This is a genomic window from Marinobacterium sedimentorum (assembly GCF_024267675.1).
Lineage (GTDB): Bacteria > Pseudomonadota > Gammaproteobacteria > Pseudomonadales > Balneatricaceae > Marinobacterium_A > Marinobacterium_A sedimentorum.
Map to the genome: position 1 here is coordinate 104,735 of NZ_JALDYX010000008.1, position 17,374 is coordinate 122,108.

General features: G+C 62.2%; 12 protein-coding genes. 6 read left to right on the forward strand and 6 right to left on the reverse strand.

Annotation, left to right across the window (positions count from 1 at the left end):
• Positions 1-24: 24 nt before the first annotated feature.
• Together MRS74_RS09605 and MRS74_RS09610 are read left to right on the forward strand one after the other, a co-directional pair.
• Positions 25-768, forward strand: coding sequence for a class II glutamine amidotransferase (locus MRS74_RS09605; RefSeq protein WP_254580064.1), 744 nt, complete (start codon positions 25-27; stop codon positions 766-768).
• A 21-nt stretch (positions 769-789) separates the two neighbouring features.
• On the forward strand, positions 790-963 hold the full coding sequence (locus MRS74_RS09610; protein ID WP_254580065.1) for a hypothetical protein: 174 nt from the start codon (positions 790-792) through the stop codon (positions 961-963).
• Positions 964-1,104: 141 nt separating this feature from the next.
• On the opposite strand, the gene MRS74_RS09615 is transcribed toward MRS74_RS09610, so the two are convergent.
• The 3 genes from MRS74_RS09615 to MRS74_RS09625 all read right to left on the reverse strand — a co-directional run bounded on the left by MRS74_RS09615 (position 1,105) and on the right by MRS74_RS09625 (position 7,207).
• The gene (locus tag MRS74_RS09615) at positions 1,105-3,093 is read right to left on the reverse strand and encodes a flavohemoglobin expression-modulating QEGLA motif protein (protein WP_254580066.1); all 1,989 of its coding nucleotides are present in this window, start codon (positions 3,091-3,093) and stop codon (positions 1,105-1,107) included.
• A gap of 117 nt (positions 3,094-3,210) precedes the next feature.
• Positions 3,211-5,493, reverse strand: a complete 2,283-nt coding sequence (gene ptsP, locus MRS74_RS09620) for a phosphoenolpyruvate--protein phosphotransferase (RefSeq protein ID WP_254580067.1) — start codon at positions 5,491-5,493, stop codon at positions 3,211-3,213.
• A 427-nt stretch (positions 5,494-5,920) separates the two neighbouring features.
• The gene (locus MRS74_RS09625; protein ID WP_254580068.1) at positions 5,921-7,207 is read right to left on the reverse strand and encodes an NAD(P)/FAD-dependent oxidoreductase; all 1,287 of its coding nucleotides are present in this window, start codon (positions 7,205-7,207) and stop codon (positions 5,921-5,923) included.
• A gap of 286 nt (positions 7,208-7,493) precedes the next feature.
• On the opposite strand from MRS74_RS09625, the gene MRS74_RS09630 reads away from it, so the two are divergent.
• Positions 7,494-7,721 (forward strand): hypothetical protein, encoded by a 228-nt coding sequence (locus tag MRS74_RS09630; RefSeq protein ID WP_254580069.1) that lies wholly within the window; start codon positions 7,494-7,496, stop codon positions 7,719-7,721.
• 12 nt (positions 7,722-7,733) lie between these two features.
• On the opposite strand, the gene MRS74_RS09635 is transcribed toward MRS74_RS09630, so the two are convergent.
• Positions 7,734-7,916, reverse strand: a complete 183-nt coding sequence (locus MRS74_RS09635; protein ID WP_254580070.1) for a hypothetical protein — start codon at positions 7,914-7,916, stop codon at positions 7,734-7,736.
• Between the two features lie 153 nt (positions 7,917-8,069).
• Here MRS74_RS09635 and recC point away from each other — a divergent pair, with 153 nt between their 5' ends.
• Genes recC through recD form a run of 3 tightly spaced genes read left to right on the forward strand, consistent with a single transcriptional unit; the run spans position 8,070 to position 16,798 of the window.
• Positions 8,070-11,435 (forward strand): exodeoxyribonuclease V subunit gamma, encoded by a 3,366-nt coding sequence (recC, locus tag MRS74_RS09640; protein WP_254580071.1) that lies wholly within the window; start codon positions 8,070-8,072, stop codon positions 11,433-11,435.
• A 2-nt stretch (positions 11,436-11,437) separates the two neighbouring features.
• The gene (gene recB / locus MRS74_RS09645) at positions 11,438-14,965 is read left to right on the forward strand and encodes an exodeoxyribonuclease V subunit beta (RefSeq protein WP_254580072.1); all 3,528 of its coding nucleotides are present in this window, start codon (positions 11,438-11,440) and stop codon (positions 14,963-14,965) included.
• A gap of 3 nt (positions 14,966-14,968) precedes the next feature.
• Entirely contained in the window at positions 14,969-16,798 is a 1,830-nt protein-coding gene (gene recD, locus MRS74_RS09650; protein WP_254580073.1) for an exodeoxyribonuclease V subunit alpha, read from the forward strand.
• Positions 16,799-16,810: 12 nt separating this feature from the next.
• Here recD and MRS74_RS24020 read toward each other — a convergent pair whose 3' ends face one another.
• Positions 16,811-16,945 carry a hypothetical protein gene (locus tag MRS74_RS24020; RefSeq protein WP_256557874.1) on the reverse strand — a complete coding sequence of 45 codons (135 nt, stop codon included), beginning with the start codon at positions 16,943-16,945 and terminating at the stop codon, positions 16,811-16,813.
• A 144-nt stretch (positions 16,946-17,089) separates the two neighbouring features.
• A complete protein-coding gene (locus MRS74_RS09655) occupies positions 17,090-17,332 on the reverse strand; it encodes a GrxA family glutaredoxin (protein WP_254580074.1) in 243 nt (80 codons plus the stop codon).
• Positions 17,333-17,374 lie beyond the last annotated feature (42 nt).

Sequence of the window (17,374 nt, forward strand, 5' to 3'; positions counted from 1 at the left end):
AATCACTCAAAGGGAGGTTGTGTCTTGTCGTTTTTGTTTGCTTATTCAGGCGTTGAAACCCGGTTGAATCAGTCTCTTGCCGCCTTGATGGCGCGATCCAGGGCGTCTGCGGCGAGCCTTGGGCTGGCTTGTTATGAAGGGGCGGATGCCCAGCTGATACGGGATCCCGCGGCGGCGGGGCTGGTGTCTGGTTTTATCGATGGCTCCCCGCAAGCCTGTGGCCTGTTGCTGGCCTGCCAGGGGAGGGCTGCGGACTCGCCCGCTGCGCTGGCGAATTGCCAGCCGTTTGCCCGTGAATTGATGGGCTCTGTGCACCTGTTCGCCATGCAGGGCGAGCTACAGGGGCTGGAAGATAGCCGGGCTTTTCCTACCGGGGTCTTTACGCCTGTAGGTGACACCTCCGCCGAACGGGCGTTTTGCGTGCTGATGTCCCGCCTGCGGGTACTCTGGCAGGAGGATGTGCCATTGCCCGAGGTGCGCCTGGCGGTGGTGTCGGATTTCGCTGCCCGCATGCGGCCACTGGGGCTTGCCAACTTTATTTATTCCGACGCTGAACTCTTGTTTGTACACGGTCATCAGCAGGCCGATGATCCGGACAGGCCCGGTCTTTTTCTGGCCCGCAGTGACGGCGGGATTCGGGTGTCGGGCCAGGCACTGGATACGGCCGATTGGCAGGGGCTGGAGCCCGGCGAAGTGCTGATGATAAAGGGTCACGAGGTGCTCGAGTGCTGTGCCCCGTTCAGGCTCTGGAGTCAGCTGTGTGACTGAACAATATTCAAAGGACGGGCCATGAACACTGTGAAGAAACACAAGAAAAACATGAAAAGAAAGGTGGCAAACTCCACCGGCATCCCCGCAACGAAGTCGGGTCGCAAGCGCAAAATGAGTTCGTTGCAATCGCAAGTTATCTTTTGTGTGATTGTTGTCGGCATTGTGCTCTATCTTATTGCCCGCAACATTTAGGCAATGACCCGGGGTTCAGCGCCCAGGCTGAGAGTCACAGGTGGCCGGCGCCGCGCGTCTCCTGCACGGCACCGAACTGACCAGCTAGCCCCGCCGTTTTTCTTTGCCTCGCCCCTGGTACCTTCCCCCTCGCTTCCCCGCCTAGCGAATGCAGGACACCAGATAGTCGATTTCAGGGGCCGAATTACCGGGTGTATTGAGGCACACCGGCAGATAGGTTGGCGGTGTCAGCAGGCCGCGGGCCAGCAGGTCGTCGATCAGATCGAGGAATTCGAAGCTGGTCTTGCCGATAAAGAGACCGGTGATGTCTCGCGCCTTGTGCAGCCGGTAGGCATCGCGAAAGCCACTCAGGTATAGGTGGTCCTTGGTAAAGCCGCCACCACGGTGTACCCGGGTGCAGACGCGGAAGGCTTCTTCCGGTTCTGTGCCATAGTCTTCGACGATGGTGCGCCAGGTGCGGCAGAAGTCGCCGTAGCGAATCATCAGATCCACCGCGATAACCCGCAACGCCAGGCTTTTCAGGCGTTTTAGCGTAAGGTTGCCGGAGCGGTACTCGCTGTAAATCGCCAAACCCTCCTGGGTGTGGGTGTTGTTGGGCAGGCCCAGGGAGAAGACCTCCAGCGGCTGCTGCTTGGCGTTGAGCGAGGTGGTCATGTGCACCCCCAGTTCGTGGTGCGCCAGCGCCTGCAGTTCCACCGGGCTGACTTTGGCCGAGCGGCGTACCAGCAGGGCCTTGCGGCCGTTGTTTACCATCGCAGCGGCGATCAGGCGGTCCGACAGTTCCACCTTGCACTTGAGTCCCCACTCCTTGGCCAGCTGCTGGAACTGCGGAATCATCTCCTTCGAACTCAGTTGCTGGCCGTTGAACTCTTGTGCACGGTCGGCGGCGTGCAGCAAAAAGCGCGCGTTGGCCAGCTCCCCCGCCGTGGGCTCGCCGTAATAGCGCAGCGAGTTGTACAGAAAGCTGTCGGTGCCTATGCTCACCAGCATGTCGATACGCTCGGCCAGAGCGTCTATCACCTGTCGGTACAGCTGGCGCAGGGCCGGCTCGCGAATGGAGTCCACCGGCAGTCGGTAGAGTTTTTCACGGTGAGCGTAGGGGTCGATCTTGAGCTGGCGGTAGCGGAAGTTCGGTGCCTGGCGTCCCTGGTGCTTGAAGAAGCGGCGCTGTTCAACCGGCATGTTGATCGGGTTGATGTACAGCAGGGTTTCCAGCCCCCGGGCGAGCTTCTTCAGCTCGCTGTCGACCAGCAGCACTTCGGGCGGCAGCTCCGTGGGCATCAGGTCGTTACGGTGCAGGGATGGGCCCGGCAGTGTACGGCTGGCGTCTGCGGTGGTTTCAAACAGGGCGTCATGCAGACCGTGGCGCAGCGCGTCCACGACCAGCGGAAAGGGCGCGCCGCTGTCCAGATCCAGAAACACCTTCTGGATTTCAAACGGTATGGTGAGGGTGTTGCTGTGATGCTCGGCAATGTGGCTGGAGGTGTAGCCGCCACCGTGGTTGCGCTCACCCAGGCTGACGCGGTTGTTCAGGTTCGGCAGCTCGATTTCACCGAGGCGGTTCTGCAGGCGCTTGATCAGCGGGCTCCACTGCTCGCTGTCGACATCTTCAGTGGCGATATGAATCTTGCTGTGGCCATCCTTCATTTCTTCGAATGGGCAGCTGTGCACATCAAACAGCACGGCGTGGCTGTGATCTTCTTCAATAGCCCAGAGCAGGGCGTCCAGGATGCGATAAATGCGCTGGTGGCGCTCCTGACCGCGGTGGCGCATGGCTTTGGTCACTGGCTTGCGCCAGAGCGCGGTGTCGTTGATTTCAGTGCGCACGCAGCGGTTGGCCGGCAGGCTCAGATCGTAATCGATACGCGAATCCTGGGCGCACAGGGCGATGGGCATCAGCTCAATCAGCCAGTCGCTGCCGCGATCCTCCAGCTGCAGGCGGGCCTTGTCGTCCACCGCCAGGCGCTGAATGCTGTCGCTGTGCAGGCGGCTGCCGCCGTGCAATGCGGTGCAGACGATGGGCAGGTATTCGTCCACGCGAATCTGCAGCGAACCGTCACGCAGACGAGCATTGAACGGGGTGCGGTTTTGAATGCGCTCGAGAATCTGATTTTCGGTGAGTGTCTGCATCGATCCCTAACCTGAACGGGTATTGAGTCGATGAGATTCTGTGCAGTATTCGGGCCCATGTACAGCAAAAAAGCTGCCGGGCCCGATACTGGGTGCTGCAGGTGGGTATCGGCGCTGTCAGACGATGGTCGCGGGCTCCGGACCACTGAGGTTCTTGAGCCCCAGACGCTTGAGTTCCTCGCTCATCAGGGCGCGTATTTCCACCTCGCTGGCAAGGTTCTGCGCCTTGTGCAGCAGCGCCTGGGCATCGGTAAAGTTGACCGAGCGTATCAGCCACTTGATCTTGGGAATGCTGTGGGCGTTCAGACTCAGGGTGCGCAGTCCCATGCCCAGCAGCAGCACCGCGGCGGGGTCAGACGCCATTTCGCCGCACAGCGACAGCGGGATATTGGCGGCCTGGGTATGGGCGACGATCTGCTCCAGCGCCACCAGCATGACCGGGTTGAGGTTGTCGAACAGCGCCGATACCTTGGGGTTGTTGCGATCCACCGCCAGCAGGTACTGGGTCAGGTCGTTGGAGCCGATGGATACGTAATCCACGTATTTCAGCATGCGCGGCAACAGCAGTACCGCGGAGGGGACTTCCACCATCATGCCGATGGGCGGGCGTACCACGGCGACGCCTTCGGACTGCAACTCTTCGAGGGTGTCATCGACGATGCGCACGAAGCTTTCCAGCTCGTCGAGGCGACTCACCATGGGGATGAGCAGGCGCAGGTTGTCGTTGTCGACATTGGCCCGCAGCATGGCGCGCAGCTGGGTCACCAGCAGTGAGGTGTTGTCCAGGGTGAAGCGAATGCCGCGCCAGCCGAGGAAGGGGTTGTCCTCGCGAATCTCAAAGTAGGGCAGCTGCTTGTCGCCGCCGATATCCAGGGTACGCATGGAAACCGGTAGCGGCGAGTAGGCGCTCAGTACCTGGCGGTAGATTTCATACTGCTCGTCTTCTGTCGGAAAGCTGTCGTGCAGCATAAAGGGAATTTCGGAGCGATAGAGCCCCACGCCTTCGGCGCCGTGCTTGCGGCCAGGGGTTACGTCCGCCAGCAGGCCGGTATTGGTCAGCAGCTGCACGCGCACGCCGTCGCGGGTTTCGGCCGGAAGGTCGCGCAGACAGGCAAGCTGGTCGATAAACTGGGCATCGGCGTGCTGCAGGCGACGGTATTCCTTCAGCAGCGCGGGCTGCGGATGCAGGATACATTCGCCGCGATAGCCATCGACAATAACCTCTTCGCCATCGAACTTTTTCAGATCGAGGCTGGTAACCCCCATGACCGCCGGAATGCCCAGGGCGTTGGCGACAATGCCGGTGTGGGACAGCGCGGACCCTGCGGTGCAGATGATGCCCTTGATCTGCTCGGGGCGGTAGATCGACAGGTCGGCAATGCTGATCAGGTCGCTGGCCAGTACCAGTTCGCGCTGTTCGCTGGCGGTATCCAGCGGGGTCTTGCTGAGCATGTGGCGCAGCAGGCGGTTGCCGATATTGCGAATGTCCTCGCCCCGGGCGCGCAGGTAGGGGTCCTGTGCCTGGTCGAAGGCGCCGGCCAGTTCATCAATGGTTTCGTGCAGCGCCCAGCTGGCCTTGAAGCCCTGCTGGATGTGCAGCACGGTGCGTTCGTGCAGCTCCGGGCTCTGCAGCATCATCAGATAGACAGAAAAGAGGTTGGCGATATCGGAGGGCAGGCTGTCGCCCAGGCGCGATGCCCCCAGGCTCAGCTCGTCCGTCAGCCGTGCGACGGCGGTCTCAAAACGGGCAAGTTCGGCGTCGATATCGGTACTGCGCTGCTGGGTAATGTCCTGCAGGCTTAGATTCAGGTGCAGTACTTCCAGGCGTCCGCAGCCAATGCCGGGCGCACTCTTGACGCCGCTGTAGCGGTCAATGTCATGGGTAACGGGCTGTTGCGGCAGCCAGGCGCCGGAGCGCTGTATCGACTGCAGGGTACCTGCCAGCTGGCTGGCGATGGTGACCATAAAGGCCTCGGCATCCTGGCTGAAGCGCTGCTGCTCTGTGCCCTGAATAACCAGTACGCCGATCAGCTCGCGCAGGTGAATCAGCGGCACCCCCATGAATTGATGGTAGGGGGCTTCGTGGGTTTCGGGAATGAAAACGAACTTGTCGTGGGTCGGTGCATCGGCCAGGTTCAGCGGGTGCAGCGTGCGACCGATCTTGCCGACCAGGCCTTCATTCAGTGCCAGGCTGACCTTGCCGACGGCCACATCGGCCAGACCTGCGGTGGCGGCCAGAACCAGGCGCTGTTCGGACGATGACTTTAAATACAGGCTGCAAACGGGTACTGAAAACAGTTCAGTGAGCTTGACGACGATCTGACGCATGGCGGCGACAGCGTTTTCGGCGCGGGATATGTCCTGTACCAGCGACGTAAGCGTCGAGAGGGAGTGGAGCATAGGTTGAACTCCGAAATCCTTGTCCGTGTGGGAGCAAACGGGTGAGTTTGCCTTCGATACTCGCACAAGCGCCGCACTGGCGCAATTGTGGGTACGCAGCGCAAGGCCCGTACGGCGGCCTCTGTGGCGAATCTGTCACATTTGACCTGGCGAACATAAAGGTTCCCTCCCTTTTGTCTCGTCAGGAAAAAAGCGGGCGCAGGTGCCTGGACATGCTGGGTTCTTCCGAGGACAGAGGTGGCGTTCGCATTGGGTCCGCGTTTGCAAGGGAGGCCCAATGCTGCAGCATCCCTGCGTCATAGTTACCCCTGCAGGGCTAATAACTGATTGTGAGCACCGTGCAGGCTCGGGCGAGGCGCGCATGGGAAGGACCAAGCAGGGCCGGGCGGCCCTGCTTGGTCAGCTGCGCTTGTCTGGTGAAAAGTGCTTAGTGCAGTTTGAGGCGCGGGCGTATCACCCGGTTGATGCGATCAACCAGGGTCACCAGGATGGTTTTGGTCACGCCGTAGAGCGCCACCTGGTGCATGCGATAGAGCGAGATGTACACCAGTCTGGCCAGGCGCCCTTCAATCATCAGGCTCTTGCCGCGCAGATTGCCCATCAGGTTGCCGACGGTGCTGAAGCGACTCAGCGAGACCAGCGAGCCGTGGTCGCGGTAAACATAGGGCGGTATGGGCTGGCCGTCCAGAATCTTGCGGATGTGGCGGTGCAGGTGGGAGGCCATCTGGTGGGCCGACTGGGCCCGGGGCGGCACCTGGCCCTTGCCATCCGGCATCGGACAGGCGGCGCAGTCGCCCAGCGCAAAGATGCTTGGATCCTGGGTGGTCTGCAGACTGGCATTGACCAGCAGCTGATTGCGCGCGTTGACTTCAAGCCCGTCCAGATCCCGGGTGACCGGGGGCGCCTTGATGCCGGCCGCCCACACCATCAGGTGGGCCTCGATCAGTTCGTCGGCGGCGGTCATCAGCCCCTCTGCCGTCACTTCGCGCACCGGCGTCGATGCCCGTACACGCACGCCGAGTTTTTCCAGCTCCTGGTGTGCGGCAGCGGAGATTCGTTCCGGCAGCGCCGGCAAAATGCGGGGCCCTGCTTCCACCAGACTGACCTCCAGCTGTTGGGCGTCACCCTGTTCGAAACCGTAACTGGTGAGCTCCTTCGCGGTATTGAACAGCTCGGCCGAGAGTTCGACGCCGGTGGCGCCGGCGCCGACGATGGCAATCTTCAGCGGATGGGGGTCGGCGCTGGTGCGCAGGTAGGCATTGAGCAGGTTGTGCCGGAACAGCTCGGCCTGTTCTCGGCTGTCGAGAAAGACGCAGTGCTCGGCGGCGCCGGGGGTGCCAAAATCGTTGGTGATGCTGCCGATGGCCAGCACCAGCAGGTCGTAGCTTAACGAGCGCTGGGGCAGGATTTCCAGCCCCTCCTCATCGGTCACCGCGGCCAGGTGCACTGTGCGGTTGCTGCGATCGAGGCCATTCAGGCGGCCGATGCGAAAGCGGAAATGATTGTTGGCGGCCTGGGCGCGGTAGCTAAGCTCATCGATGCCTGCGTCCAGCGAGCCTGTGGCAACTTCATGCAACAGCGGCTTCCACAGATGGGTCTGGTTGCAATCAACCAGGGTGACCGACATCCCCTTGCGGCCATAGCGGCGGCCCAGACGGGTAGCGAGTTCGAGCCCGCCTGCCCCGCCGCCAATGATGACGACTTGCTTTTTCATGACATACCTCAGACGTACAGTTTTAAAAAATCTGGCCTGTGCCGGTCGCGGGGCAGCCTTCACGCTCTGTGTCAGGGGGCTTGCGGGGCAACCGAGTGTGGCTTAATGGTGCTCAGAATAGCAGTATGCGGCCAAAGTCTTAAGTCTGGATGTAAATTACTTTCGTGATTTTTTTACATTCTGCGCCGGGTCGCGACATTGCAGCAGGCTCAAAGGCCCTGCCAGCACGCTTTGGCTTAAACTGGGTGCGGCTTTGTGCGATGATTCGGCTCCCGAGGAGAGCGCAATGAAAAGTTATTTGTTCAGTACCGAGAATGGCCGTGGCGGCGTCATTCTGTGTGACATCGACGCCTTCGATGATGCGGTGGTTTATCTGCGCCAGCGCTTTGACGGTGTGGTGCGGGTCGAGCAGGGACTAACGCTCTGGACCCTGGAAGAAGGTTTTGGTCAGTTTGAGCCGGCTATAGCTCCGAATCTGCCGGTTGCCGCATCCAGGGAGCCGCCGCCTGGCTAGCCGGAGTGGCGGCTAGAGCAGTTCGGCCGCAGCCTCATACTGCACCGCCAGCCACAGGTCGGTTGTATCGCGGGCCTGCTGGCGGATATCCAGGGCGCGGCTGAGCAGGCGCTGGCGCGACTGGCTGCGTGTCTGCGGCGACGGTGTGGGCTGAGGCTGCAAGGGCCTGGTGACGCTCTGGGGCTGTAGGTTCATGGTCGGGCTCCCGTAATCAGTTCGTGACGATCGCTTGTGTGGTTCTTATTAGACCCGCGGCTTGCGACAATCTGATGACGCCAGGGCGTCATCATCGACGTGCACACTCCAGTGGCACGGCCTCACGTACGCACAGTTTCCCAGGGACAGGACATGCTGCAGATCTACCACTCCCATTCATTGACCAATCTGAAAGACCTGCTGGTGCTGCTGATCGAGCGAGACCCGTTGCCCGATCCCTTTCAGGATGAAACCATCCTGGTGCAGAGTCCCGGCATGGCACAGTGGCTCAAGCTGGAAATGGCTGCGGGCCTTGGTATTGCCGCTGCTGTGCAGTTTCCGCTGCCCGCCACCTTTTTGTGGGAGAGCTTTGCCGCGCTCCTGCCCGAGGTGCCGGAGCGTTCGGCCTATCGCAAGGAGGCCATGACCTGGAAACTGATGGACCTGTTGCCGCCGCTGTTGCCGCTGGAGGAATTCCTGCCACTGCGCCAGTATCTGCAAAACGATGAGGCCGGCTTCAAGCGTTATCAGCTATGCGGCAAGATCGCCGACATCTTTGATCAGTATCTGGTGTATAGACCCGACTGGATCGAAGCCTGGGATCGCTCAGAAGCGGTGCCGGCGCCCCTCGGGGATCAGGCATGGCAGCCGCTGCTGTGGCGTGCGCTGGTGGCAAAAACGCAAGCCCTGGGGCAGCCGCACTGGCACCGGGCCAATATGCAGCAGACCTTTGTAAAGGCCCTCGCGGCCCGTACGCCGCAAGGGCTGTCTTCAAGGCTCTTCGTGTTCGGTATTTCAGCATTGCCCCAGACTTTCCTGCAGGCGCTGCAGGCGCTGGGTCAGCGTATCGATGTGCACCTGATGATCCTCAATCCCTGTCGCCATTACTGGGGCGACATTATTGACCCGGCCTATCTGGCCAAGCTCAGTCGCCGGCTCTTCAAGTCGGGCACTGCCCGTGCGGAGAGTGCAGGGCAGGCCGGGGCGGCGGACGGCAGGCAAGGACAGCTGTTTGCGGCCGATCCCACGGGTTACCTCGAAAGCGGCAATCCGCTGCTGGCCTCCATGGGCAAACTGGGGCGCGACTATTTGCATCAGCTGCAGGACATGGAGCTGACGGGGTTTGACTTCTTCGAGCTGCCGGGGGAGGAGTTGCAGGTGCCTGACAGGTTGCTGGGGTTTGTGCAGCGGGACATCCTGGAGCTGGAGGATCGCAGCCTTGAGCCGCCGGGCAGGCAGGACTCCGGCTACAAGACTGTGCTCTCGCCGGCGGATCGCTCCCTGCAGCTGCACAGTTGCCATAGCCCGTTGCGCGAGCTTGAAGTGCTGCAGGATCAGATTCTGGCGCTGTTCGAGGCCGATCCCAGCCTGGCGCCGCGGGATATTATCGTCATGATGCCGGATGTGGCCGCCTACGCGCCCCATATAGAAGCAGTATTTGGCAGTGCGCGCTATGAGCGGCGCATCCCCTTTGCGATCTCGGACAGGTCCTTGCAGCAGGAAAGCCCGCTGCTGCAGAGTTTTCTGGCGTTGCTGCAGCTGCCACAAAGCCGGCTGCGAGTGTCCGAAGTGCTGGATTTGCTGGAAGTGCCGGCCACGCTGCGCCGCTTTGGTCTGGATGATGAGGGCTTTGATCAGCTGCGGGCCTGGATCGAGCAGGCCGGCGTGCGCTGGGGGCTGGATGCCAGCCAGCGTGAATCCCTGGCGCTGCCTGCGTTCGAGCAGAACAGCTGGCGTTTTGGTCTGCGCCGGATGCTGGCAGGCTATGCCCTGATGGATGATACCGACCTCTGGCAGGAGCAGGCGCCCTATGGCGAGATTGAGGGGCTGGGCGCGGTACTGCTGGGCCCCCTGGCGGATTTCATCGATCTGCTGGAACAGACCTGCGCGCTGTTTCGCGGTGCCCGTCCGGTGGCCGACTGGGTCAGTGAAATCAACCGCCTGCTGCAGGCCTGCTACGCCCCCGATGAAGAGGACGAGCTGGCGCTGTCCCAGGTGCGCCGGGTTCTGGAAAACCTGCATCAGGAACTGGCCGATGCGGCGTCCGAAGAGCCGCTGGGTGCCGAGATCCTGGTGGACTATCTGGCCCAGAGCCTGGGTGAACAGCGCAGCAGCCAGCGTTTCATGGTGGGGCCGGTCAACTTCTGTACCCTGATGCCCATGCGTTCCATTCCGTTTCGCGTTGTCTGCCTGCTGGGCATGAACGAGGGTGTGTATCCGCGCACTCTGGCGCCCATGGGCTTTGACCTTATCGCCCGTCATCCGCGCCGCGGCGATCGCTCGCGTCGTGACGATGACCGCTACCTGTTCCTCGAGGCCATGCTGTCGGCAAGGGACCTGCTCTATATCAGCTATATCGGCCGCTCCATTCAGGACAATCGCGAACGCGTGCCCTCGGTGCTGGTGAGCGAACTGCTCGAATACAGCACCCAGGGCTTCGTGCTGCCAGAACATCTGGATCAGAGCCCTGAAAACAGCGCGCGAGCGTTGCGCCAGGCGCTGGTCACCGAGCATCCGCTGACCGCCTACAGCGAGCGCTATTTCAATGCTGAATCGCCACAGCTGTTCAGTTATGCCGCCCAGTGGTTGCCCGCCGCGTGCAGTCAAAGTGGCGCGGTGGAGCCCTTCTGCGCCACACCCCTGACGGCGGAGCCGGTGGCTGATCTGGAGCTCGATGAACTGCTGGGTTTCTATCGCAATCCGTGTCGCTACTTTTTTCAGCGCAGGCTGCGGGTGAGTTTTTACGAGCAGGGCGTCGATACCCTGGATGAAGAACCCTTCGCCCTCGACGGGCTTGAAGGCTACGGCCTCAAACAGCAGATTCTGCAGGCGCAGTTGCGGGCGGAGCCGCTTGATCTGCTGGCGCGCCGGCTGATGGCCCAGGGCGGCCTGCCGGTGGGCAAGGCGGGTACCCGGTTGCTCGATCGGCATCGTACCGATGTTGCACCCCTGGCGCAGGCGCTGCAGCCGCTGCTGGCAAGCCCTGCCACCCGGCACGAGCTTGGCCTTGAGCTGGACGACTGTCTGCTCAGTGGCTGGCTCGATGGCGTGCATGACGGCTGTCTGATCCGCTATCGCCCTGCGGGCCTGAAAGGGCACGACTATCTGCGTGGCTGGATACTGCACCTGGTCGCTTCTGCCGGCGCAGGTCTGAAGGGCTGTCAGTATCTGGGGGTGGATCGCAAGGCCGGCGTCACGACGCTGCGTTTTAAACCCATCGACCGGGCCACAGCGGTGGCGGCGCTGAACCGCTTGCTGGCGGGCTATCGCCGCGGCCTGCGGGAGCCTCTGGCGCTGGCCCCGAATACTGCCTGGGCCTGGCTTACCGAGGAAGACAAGGATCAGGCGCTGCAGCGGGCGCGGAGTGCCTTCAACACCGGCTATCTGGTGCCGGGGGAGGGAGACGATCCTTACATTGCCAGGGCCTGGCCCGATTTCGAGTCCATCAGCGTGCAGCTGCCCTCCCTGAGCGAGCAACTGTTCGGTGATCTTGTCGCTTACATTGAGGAGGAGTCCTGAGCATGGCCGCCCATAAAATACTGGATTCCCTGAGTTTTCCGCTGCACGCCATGCGCCTGATCGAGGCCAGCGCCGGCACCGGCAAGACCTACACCATCGCTGCGCTCTATCTGCGCCTGCTGCTGGGCCACGGTGCCAAGGGCAGCGCCCACGCAAGGCCGCTGGATGTTGATGAAATCCTGGTGGTGACCTTTACCGAGGCTGCGACTGAAGAACTGCGCGACCGTGTGAGGGCGCGCATCCAGGAGGCGCGCCGGGCCTTTATGCGTGGTGCCAGTGATGATGTCTTTATTCAGGGGCTGCTGGCGGATACGCCGGATCACGCCGGTGCCGCAAGGCTGCTGGGCGATGCCGCGCGCAACATGGATCAGGCGGCCATATTCACCATCCATGGTTTTTGTCAGCGCATGCTCAAGCAGCATGCATTTGAAAGCGGCAGCCTGTTCGATACAGAACTGGAGCAGGATGATGCGCCGCTGCTGCACGAGGCCATGCTCGACTACTGGCGCCAGCGAGTCTATACCTTGCCCGATGCCCTGGCCGACGAAGTGCTGTCGCTCTGGGCCGAGCCCAGCCGGCTGCTGAAGGAAATTCGCCCCCATCTGGCCACTGATGGCCTGCGGCTGGAGCCGGATCTGGCAGGGGTTGATCTGCTTGAGCAGTGGCAAAAACAGGCTGCGCGCGTTACCGCCTTCAAGCAGGCCTGGCGCAGTAATACGGACGATCTGCTGGCCTTGCTGGAAGCGGCTGATCTGAACGGCAACAGTTACCGCAAGGCCTCGATTCCCGGCTGGCTGCAGGCCATTGACGATTACTGCGAATCGGCCCAGGTGTTGCCGGATAGCAAGCTGAACGAAGTGCTGGAGCGCTTTTGCCAGAGCCGTCTGCAGGAAAAAACCAAAAAGAACGGTGTCACGCCCGAGCATCCGCTGTTTGAACGGCTGGATGACCTCTGTGCCAGCTGGGCACCGCTGCGCGAACTGATCCTTACCGAGGCGCTGCACGAGGTGCGCCTGCGTCTGGCGCACAACAAGCAGCAGCGCCGGGTGCAGGGGTTTGACGATCTGCTCAGCGGCCTCGACCGCGCCCTGGCTTCTGTTGCGGGGGAGCGTCTGGCGACGGCCATTCGCGAGCAGTACCCCGTCGCCCTGATCGATGAATTCCAGGATACAGACCCGCAGCAGTACCGCATCTTCAGCACTCTTTATGCAGATGCCTCAGAATGTGGCCTGTTCATGATCGGCGACCCCAAGCAGGCGATCTATGCCTTTCGCGGTGCCGATATCTTTACCTATATTCAGGCGCGTCGGGCGGTGGCGGATCACTACACGCTTGAGACCAACTGGCGCTCGGGCCAGAAGATGGTGGATGCGGTCAACCGGCTCTTTGCCCGCCACGACGCGCCCTTTATCTATGACGAAGACATTCCCTTTGTGTCGGTGCGGGCTGCCGCCCATGCCGACAAGAAACCGCTGAAACTGCAGGGCGACCTGGTGCCGGCTATGACGCTCTGGCATCTGCCCGGCGAGCCTATTGCCAAGGCCGATTACCTGGCTTATTTTGCCGCCAGCTGCGCCAGTCAGGTGGTTACGCTGCTGGAGGGGGAGGCGACTCTGGGCGATAGGGCGCTGGAGGCGGCGGATCTGGCGGTGCTGGTGCGGGATCGCTACGAGGCGGCGGCGGTGCAGCGCGAACTGCAGCGGCGCAATGTGCCTTCTGTGTATCAGTCGGGCCGCGACAGTGTCTTCAGCACCCAGGAGGCCGTGGATCTGTATCGCATTTTGCAGGCCGTGCAGGAGCCACAGCAGGAACGCTATCTGCGTACGGCCCTGGCCAGTGCACTCTTGCTGCAGGATGCCGAAGCGCTGAACGCCCTGAATGAGGATGAGCGCTGCTGGGAGGCGCTGGTGGCGCAGTTTATGGACTATCACCTGCGCTGGCTGAATCTGGGGGTGCTGGCGATGGTGCATCAGCTGCTGGAGCAGCGAAAGCTCGCGCCAGCCTTGCTGGCGCTGCCGGACGGTGAGCGCCGCCTGACGGACCTGCTGCATCTGGCGGAGCTGCTGCAGGAAGCCAGTCAGCAGCTGGAGGGTATGCCGGGTCTGATGCGCTGGTTTGGCGAGCACCTGCAAAACCCCAATAGCGCCAGTACCGCGCAGCAGCTGCGGCTCGAAAGCGATCGCAACCGCGTTACCCTGGTGACCATACACAAGTCCAAGGGGCTGGAGTATCCGGTGGTGCTGTTGCCCTTTCCCAACAGTTACCGGGTCGCATCCACCGCCCTGTATCACGATGAGGCCCAAGGCACTGTGCTGGATCTCAGCGCGGCCAGGGAATCCATGGAGCAGGCCGACGGCGAGCGCCTGGCCGAGGATCTGCGCCTGCTCTATGTGGCACTGACCCGCTCGGTGCATGCCTGCTACCTGGGCATCAGTGATATCAGGCTCGGCAGTGGCAAGAAAAGTGTGCTGCCGGCCAGTGCGCTGGGGTACCTGTTGCTGCGTGGTGCCAAACCCGCCGAGCTGCGCAGCTGTCTGGAGGATTTCGCCAGCGCTGCGGGTATCTCGTTATGTGAGCCACCGTTGCACGAGCGCAGCCTGCAGACGCCCTTGCAGGGGGAAGTAACACTGCAGGCGCGGGCGTTTCGCACCGCCATTCTGCGCGACTGGCGTATTGCCAGCTATTCCGGGCTCAGTTCCCATGGCCGTAGCCAAACTCTCACCGAGCTGCCGGGGCTGGATCTGGAGGTCGTTGCCGAGGCCGATAGCCCGGCGCCCCTGATCGAGCAGGCGGATATATTCAGTTTTCCCAAGGGTGCCCGCGCGGGCACCTTCCTGCACGGGCTCTTCGAGCAGCTGGACTTCCCCGATGCCAGTGGGGCTTTATTGGCGCAGGTGGTGCAGCAGCGTCTGCAGCTGGAGGGCTACGATCCCCTGTGGCAGCCCGTGCTGGAGCAGCTGGTGGCCGATGTACTGGATGCACCTCTGGACAGCGAAAGTCTGTGTCTGCGCCAGGTGGCCGCTGCCGATCGGCTGGTGGAGCTGGAGTTCCTGTTGCCGGTGGCAGGACTTGACTGCCGCGCCCTGAACCTTTTGCTGGCCGAGGGCGATGCGCTCTCGGCCAGGGCTGGCCTGCTGCAGTTTGACCGCGTGCAGGGCATGCTCAAGGGGTTTATCGACCTGGTGTTCCGTATCGATGAGCGTTATTACATCGCCGATTATAAGTCCAACCATCTGGGACATGACACTCAAGCCTATGCACAGGACGCACTGGAGGGCGCCATGCTCGAGCACCGCTACGATCTGCAGTATCAGCTCTACACCCTGGCGCTGCACCGGCTGCTGCGCCAGCGCCTGCCGGATTACGATTACGACACCCATATGGGCGGTGTCTTCTATCTGTTTGTGCGCGGTATGCGTGCCGGTGCCCGGGAGCGCACTGGCGTGTTTCAGAGCCGGCCTGACAAGGCCCTGATCGAATCCCTGGACCGGCTCTTTGCCGGCCAGAGCCTAACCCTGGCGGAGGTCTGAGCGATGCAGATACTGAGCCTGTTACAGAGCGCAGTTATACCCGGTGGTCTGCGCTCGCTGGATGTGCAGTTTGCGCGCTTTCTGCACCAGACCGGCCAGTGCCAGGAGCCCAATTTGCTGCTGCTGGCGGCGCTCGCCAGTTTTGAGCTGGGGCGCGGCAATGTCTGTCTGCCGCTGGCAGCGGTGCCTGATCTGCTGCACAGCCTTGCACCTGGCCTGGGTGAGCAGCTGCGGCCCTGGTTCAGTGGTACACCGGACCCGGCTGTCGGCGGTGCTGTGCTCTCCGGCGGCGAGCGTCTGACGCCGCTGGTGCTGGAGCTGGACCGGCTCTATCTGCAGCGCTACTGGCGTTTCGAGCGTGACGTCGCCGGTTTTCTGTTGCAGCGCAGCGAGCCGCTGAATGTTGATCCCAATGCACTCAGGGCTTCGCTGGAACTGCTGTTTGGCGCAGGTACTGCGGCGCCAGACTGGCAGATGGTGGCCGCTGCGGTGGCGGTGAACCGGCGCTTCTCGGTCATCAGCGGCGGGCCTGGTACCGGCAAGACCACCACGGTGATCAAGTTGCTGGCGCTCTATATCGAGCAACAGCTGGCGGCGGGGGCCAAGCCGCGCATTCGCCTCGCGGCGCCGACCGGCAAGGCCGCGGCCCGCATGGCGGAGTCCATCTCGGCGGCACGGGCAGGACTCGGGCTTGCCGACGAGGTTGCCCGCCTGATCCCGCAGGACGCCTCGACCCTGCACCGGCTGCTGGGCGTGCGTCCGGGCAGTCGCGGCTTTCGGCATAACGCCGACAACCCGCTGCATCTGGATCTGCTGATCGTGGATGAAGCCTCGATGGTGGATCTGCCGATGATGGCGCGGTTGCTGGCGGCATTGCCAGACAGTGCGCGGCTGATCCTGATCGGTGACCGGGATCAGCTGGCCTCGGTGGAGGCGGGCAGTGTGCTGGGGGATATCTGCAGCTGGGCCGGCGAGTTGCGTTATGGCCAGGCGCAGGCCGACTATCTGGCCCAGGCCTGCACGCTCGATAGTGCCCTGCTGCTAGCGCAGGACGCAAGACCCATCGCGGATTCCCTGGCGCAGCTGCGCACCAGCTACCGCTTTGGTGCGGATAGCGGTATCGGGCGTCTGGCCCGGGCGGTCAATCAGGGGGATGCGGCGCAGTTTGAGGCGTTGTGGCAGGGGACCTTTGCCGATATTGCCTGGCACGGGCTCGATTCTGCCGGCTATCAGACGCTGATTGATCGCTGTGTCCAGGGTTACCGGGAGTATCTGCAGGCGATAGCGGCACAGCAGCCGGCGGCGCTGGTGCTGGCGGCATTCAATCGTTTTCAGCTGCTCTGTGCGTTGCGCAACGGGCCTTATGGTGTGGCGGGTCTGAATGAACGTATCGAGCAGGCACTGGCCGCCGCCAGGCTGATTGTCACCGGCGCAAGCTGGTATGCCGGGCGGCCGGTGATCGTCACGCGCAACGACAGGGCGCTGGATCTATTCAACGGCGATATCGGTATCACCATGGCCAATGCCGAGGGTGAGTTGCGGGTCTGGTTTGATCAGGGTGGCGAGGTGCGGGCACTGTTGCCCAGTCGCATGCCGGAACATGACACTGTCTATGCCATGACGGTGCATAAGTCGCAGGGGTCTGAGTTCGATCAGACGCTGCTGTTGTTGCCACCAGAGGATGCGCCGGTGCTGACGCGGGAATTGCTGTATACGGGGATTACGCGGGCGCGCAAACAGTTTGAGCTTTATGCGCCGGATTATCTGCTGAAGAGGGTCATTGCGCGGCGTACGCAGCGGGCCAGCGGTCTGGCTGGCCGGCTATGGGGCTAAGCCCGGCGGCGGCTAGCGCCGGGGCCTGCGGTCTTCCCGTACCCGTATCGGGATAAGGCGGGGTTCTGGCCTGGCGCGGTGCTTGGCGGATGTTGCCAGTATCATCAGGCCACCTGCAAGTAACGCGAGTATTGTCAGTGTGAGCATGGCATGCCTCCGTTTCCGACATAGTGTGCTGTGAATCAGCGCATGCGCCGGGCCTTGTGCCCGAACAACATACTCCTTTGTACCAGTTCTGCGCCCACTATGACAGCGCCGGGTGGCGCTGAGGTGCCTTGGCTGCGGGTCAAGTTATGCCTGGGTCTGTTGCAGCAGGCGCGCAAATTCAGTGTAGCCGCCGATGTGCTGCTGGCCATGAAATATCTGCGGTACCGTGATTACAGGCTTGCCGATGGTCTTTTCCAGATCGGCCTTGCTGATACCCTCACGCTGAATATCGATATAGCGATAGTTGAGGGATTTGATGTCGCACAGCTCTTTGGCGCGGCGGCAGTAGCCGCAGCCTTCACGCCCGAAAATGGTAATGCGTTCCATGGTGGTGCTCCTGTCAGTCAGTGCCGGCCAGTAAAACACAGG

Excerpts from the sequence above, each read along its gene's own strand:
- MRS74_RS09610 (WP_254580065.1), top strand. The coding sequence starts at position 790 with ATGAACACTGTGAAGAAACACAAGAAAAACATGAAAAGAAAGGTGGCA.
- MRS74_RS09615 (WP_254580066.1), bottom strand. The coding sequence starts at position 3,093 with ATGCAGACACTCACCGAAAATCAGATTCTCGAGCGCATTCAAAACCGC.
- ptsP (WP_254580067.1), bottom strand. The coding sequence starts at position 5,493 with ATGCTCCACTCCCTCTCGACGCTTACGTCGCTGGTACAGGACATATCC.
- MRS74_RS09625 (WP_254580068.1), bottom strand. The coding sequence starts at position 7,207 with ATGAAAAAGCAAGTCGTCATCATTGGCGGCGGGGCAGGCGGGCTCGAA.
- MRS74_RS09630 (WP_254580069.1), top strand. The coding sequence starts at position 7,494 with ATGAAAAGTTATTTGTTCAGTACCGAGAATGGCCGTGGCGGCGTCATT.
- MRS74_RS09635 (WP_254580070.1), bottom strand. The coding sequence starts at position 7,916 with ATGAACCTACAGCCCCAGAGCGTCACCAGGCCCTTGCAGCCTCAGCCC.
- recC (WP_254580071.1), top strand. The coding sequence starts at position 8,070 with ATGCTGCAGATCTACCACTCCCATTCATTGACCAATCTGAAAGACCTG.
- recB (WP_254580072.1), top strand. The coding sequence starts at position 11,438 with ATGGCCGCCCATAAAATACTGGATTCCCTGAGTTTTCCGCTGCACGCC.
- recD (WP_254580073.1), top strand. The coding sequence starts at position 14,969 with ATGCAGATACTGAGCCTGTTACAGAGCGCAGTTATACCCGGTGGTCTG.
- MRS74_RS24020 (WP_256557874.1), bottom strand. The coding sequence starts at position 16,945 with ATGCTCACACTGACAATACTCGCGTTACTTGCAGGTGGCCTGATGATA.
- MRS74_RS09655 (WP_254580074.1), bottom strand. The coding sequence starts at position 17,332 with ATGGAACGCATTACCATTTTCGGGCGTGAAGGCTGCGGCTACTGCCGC.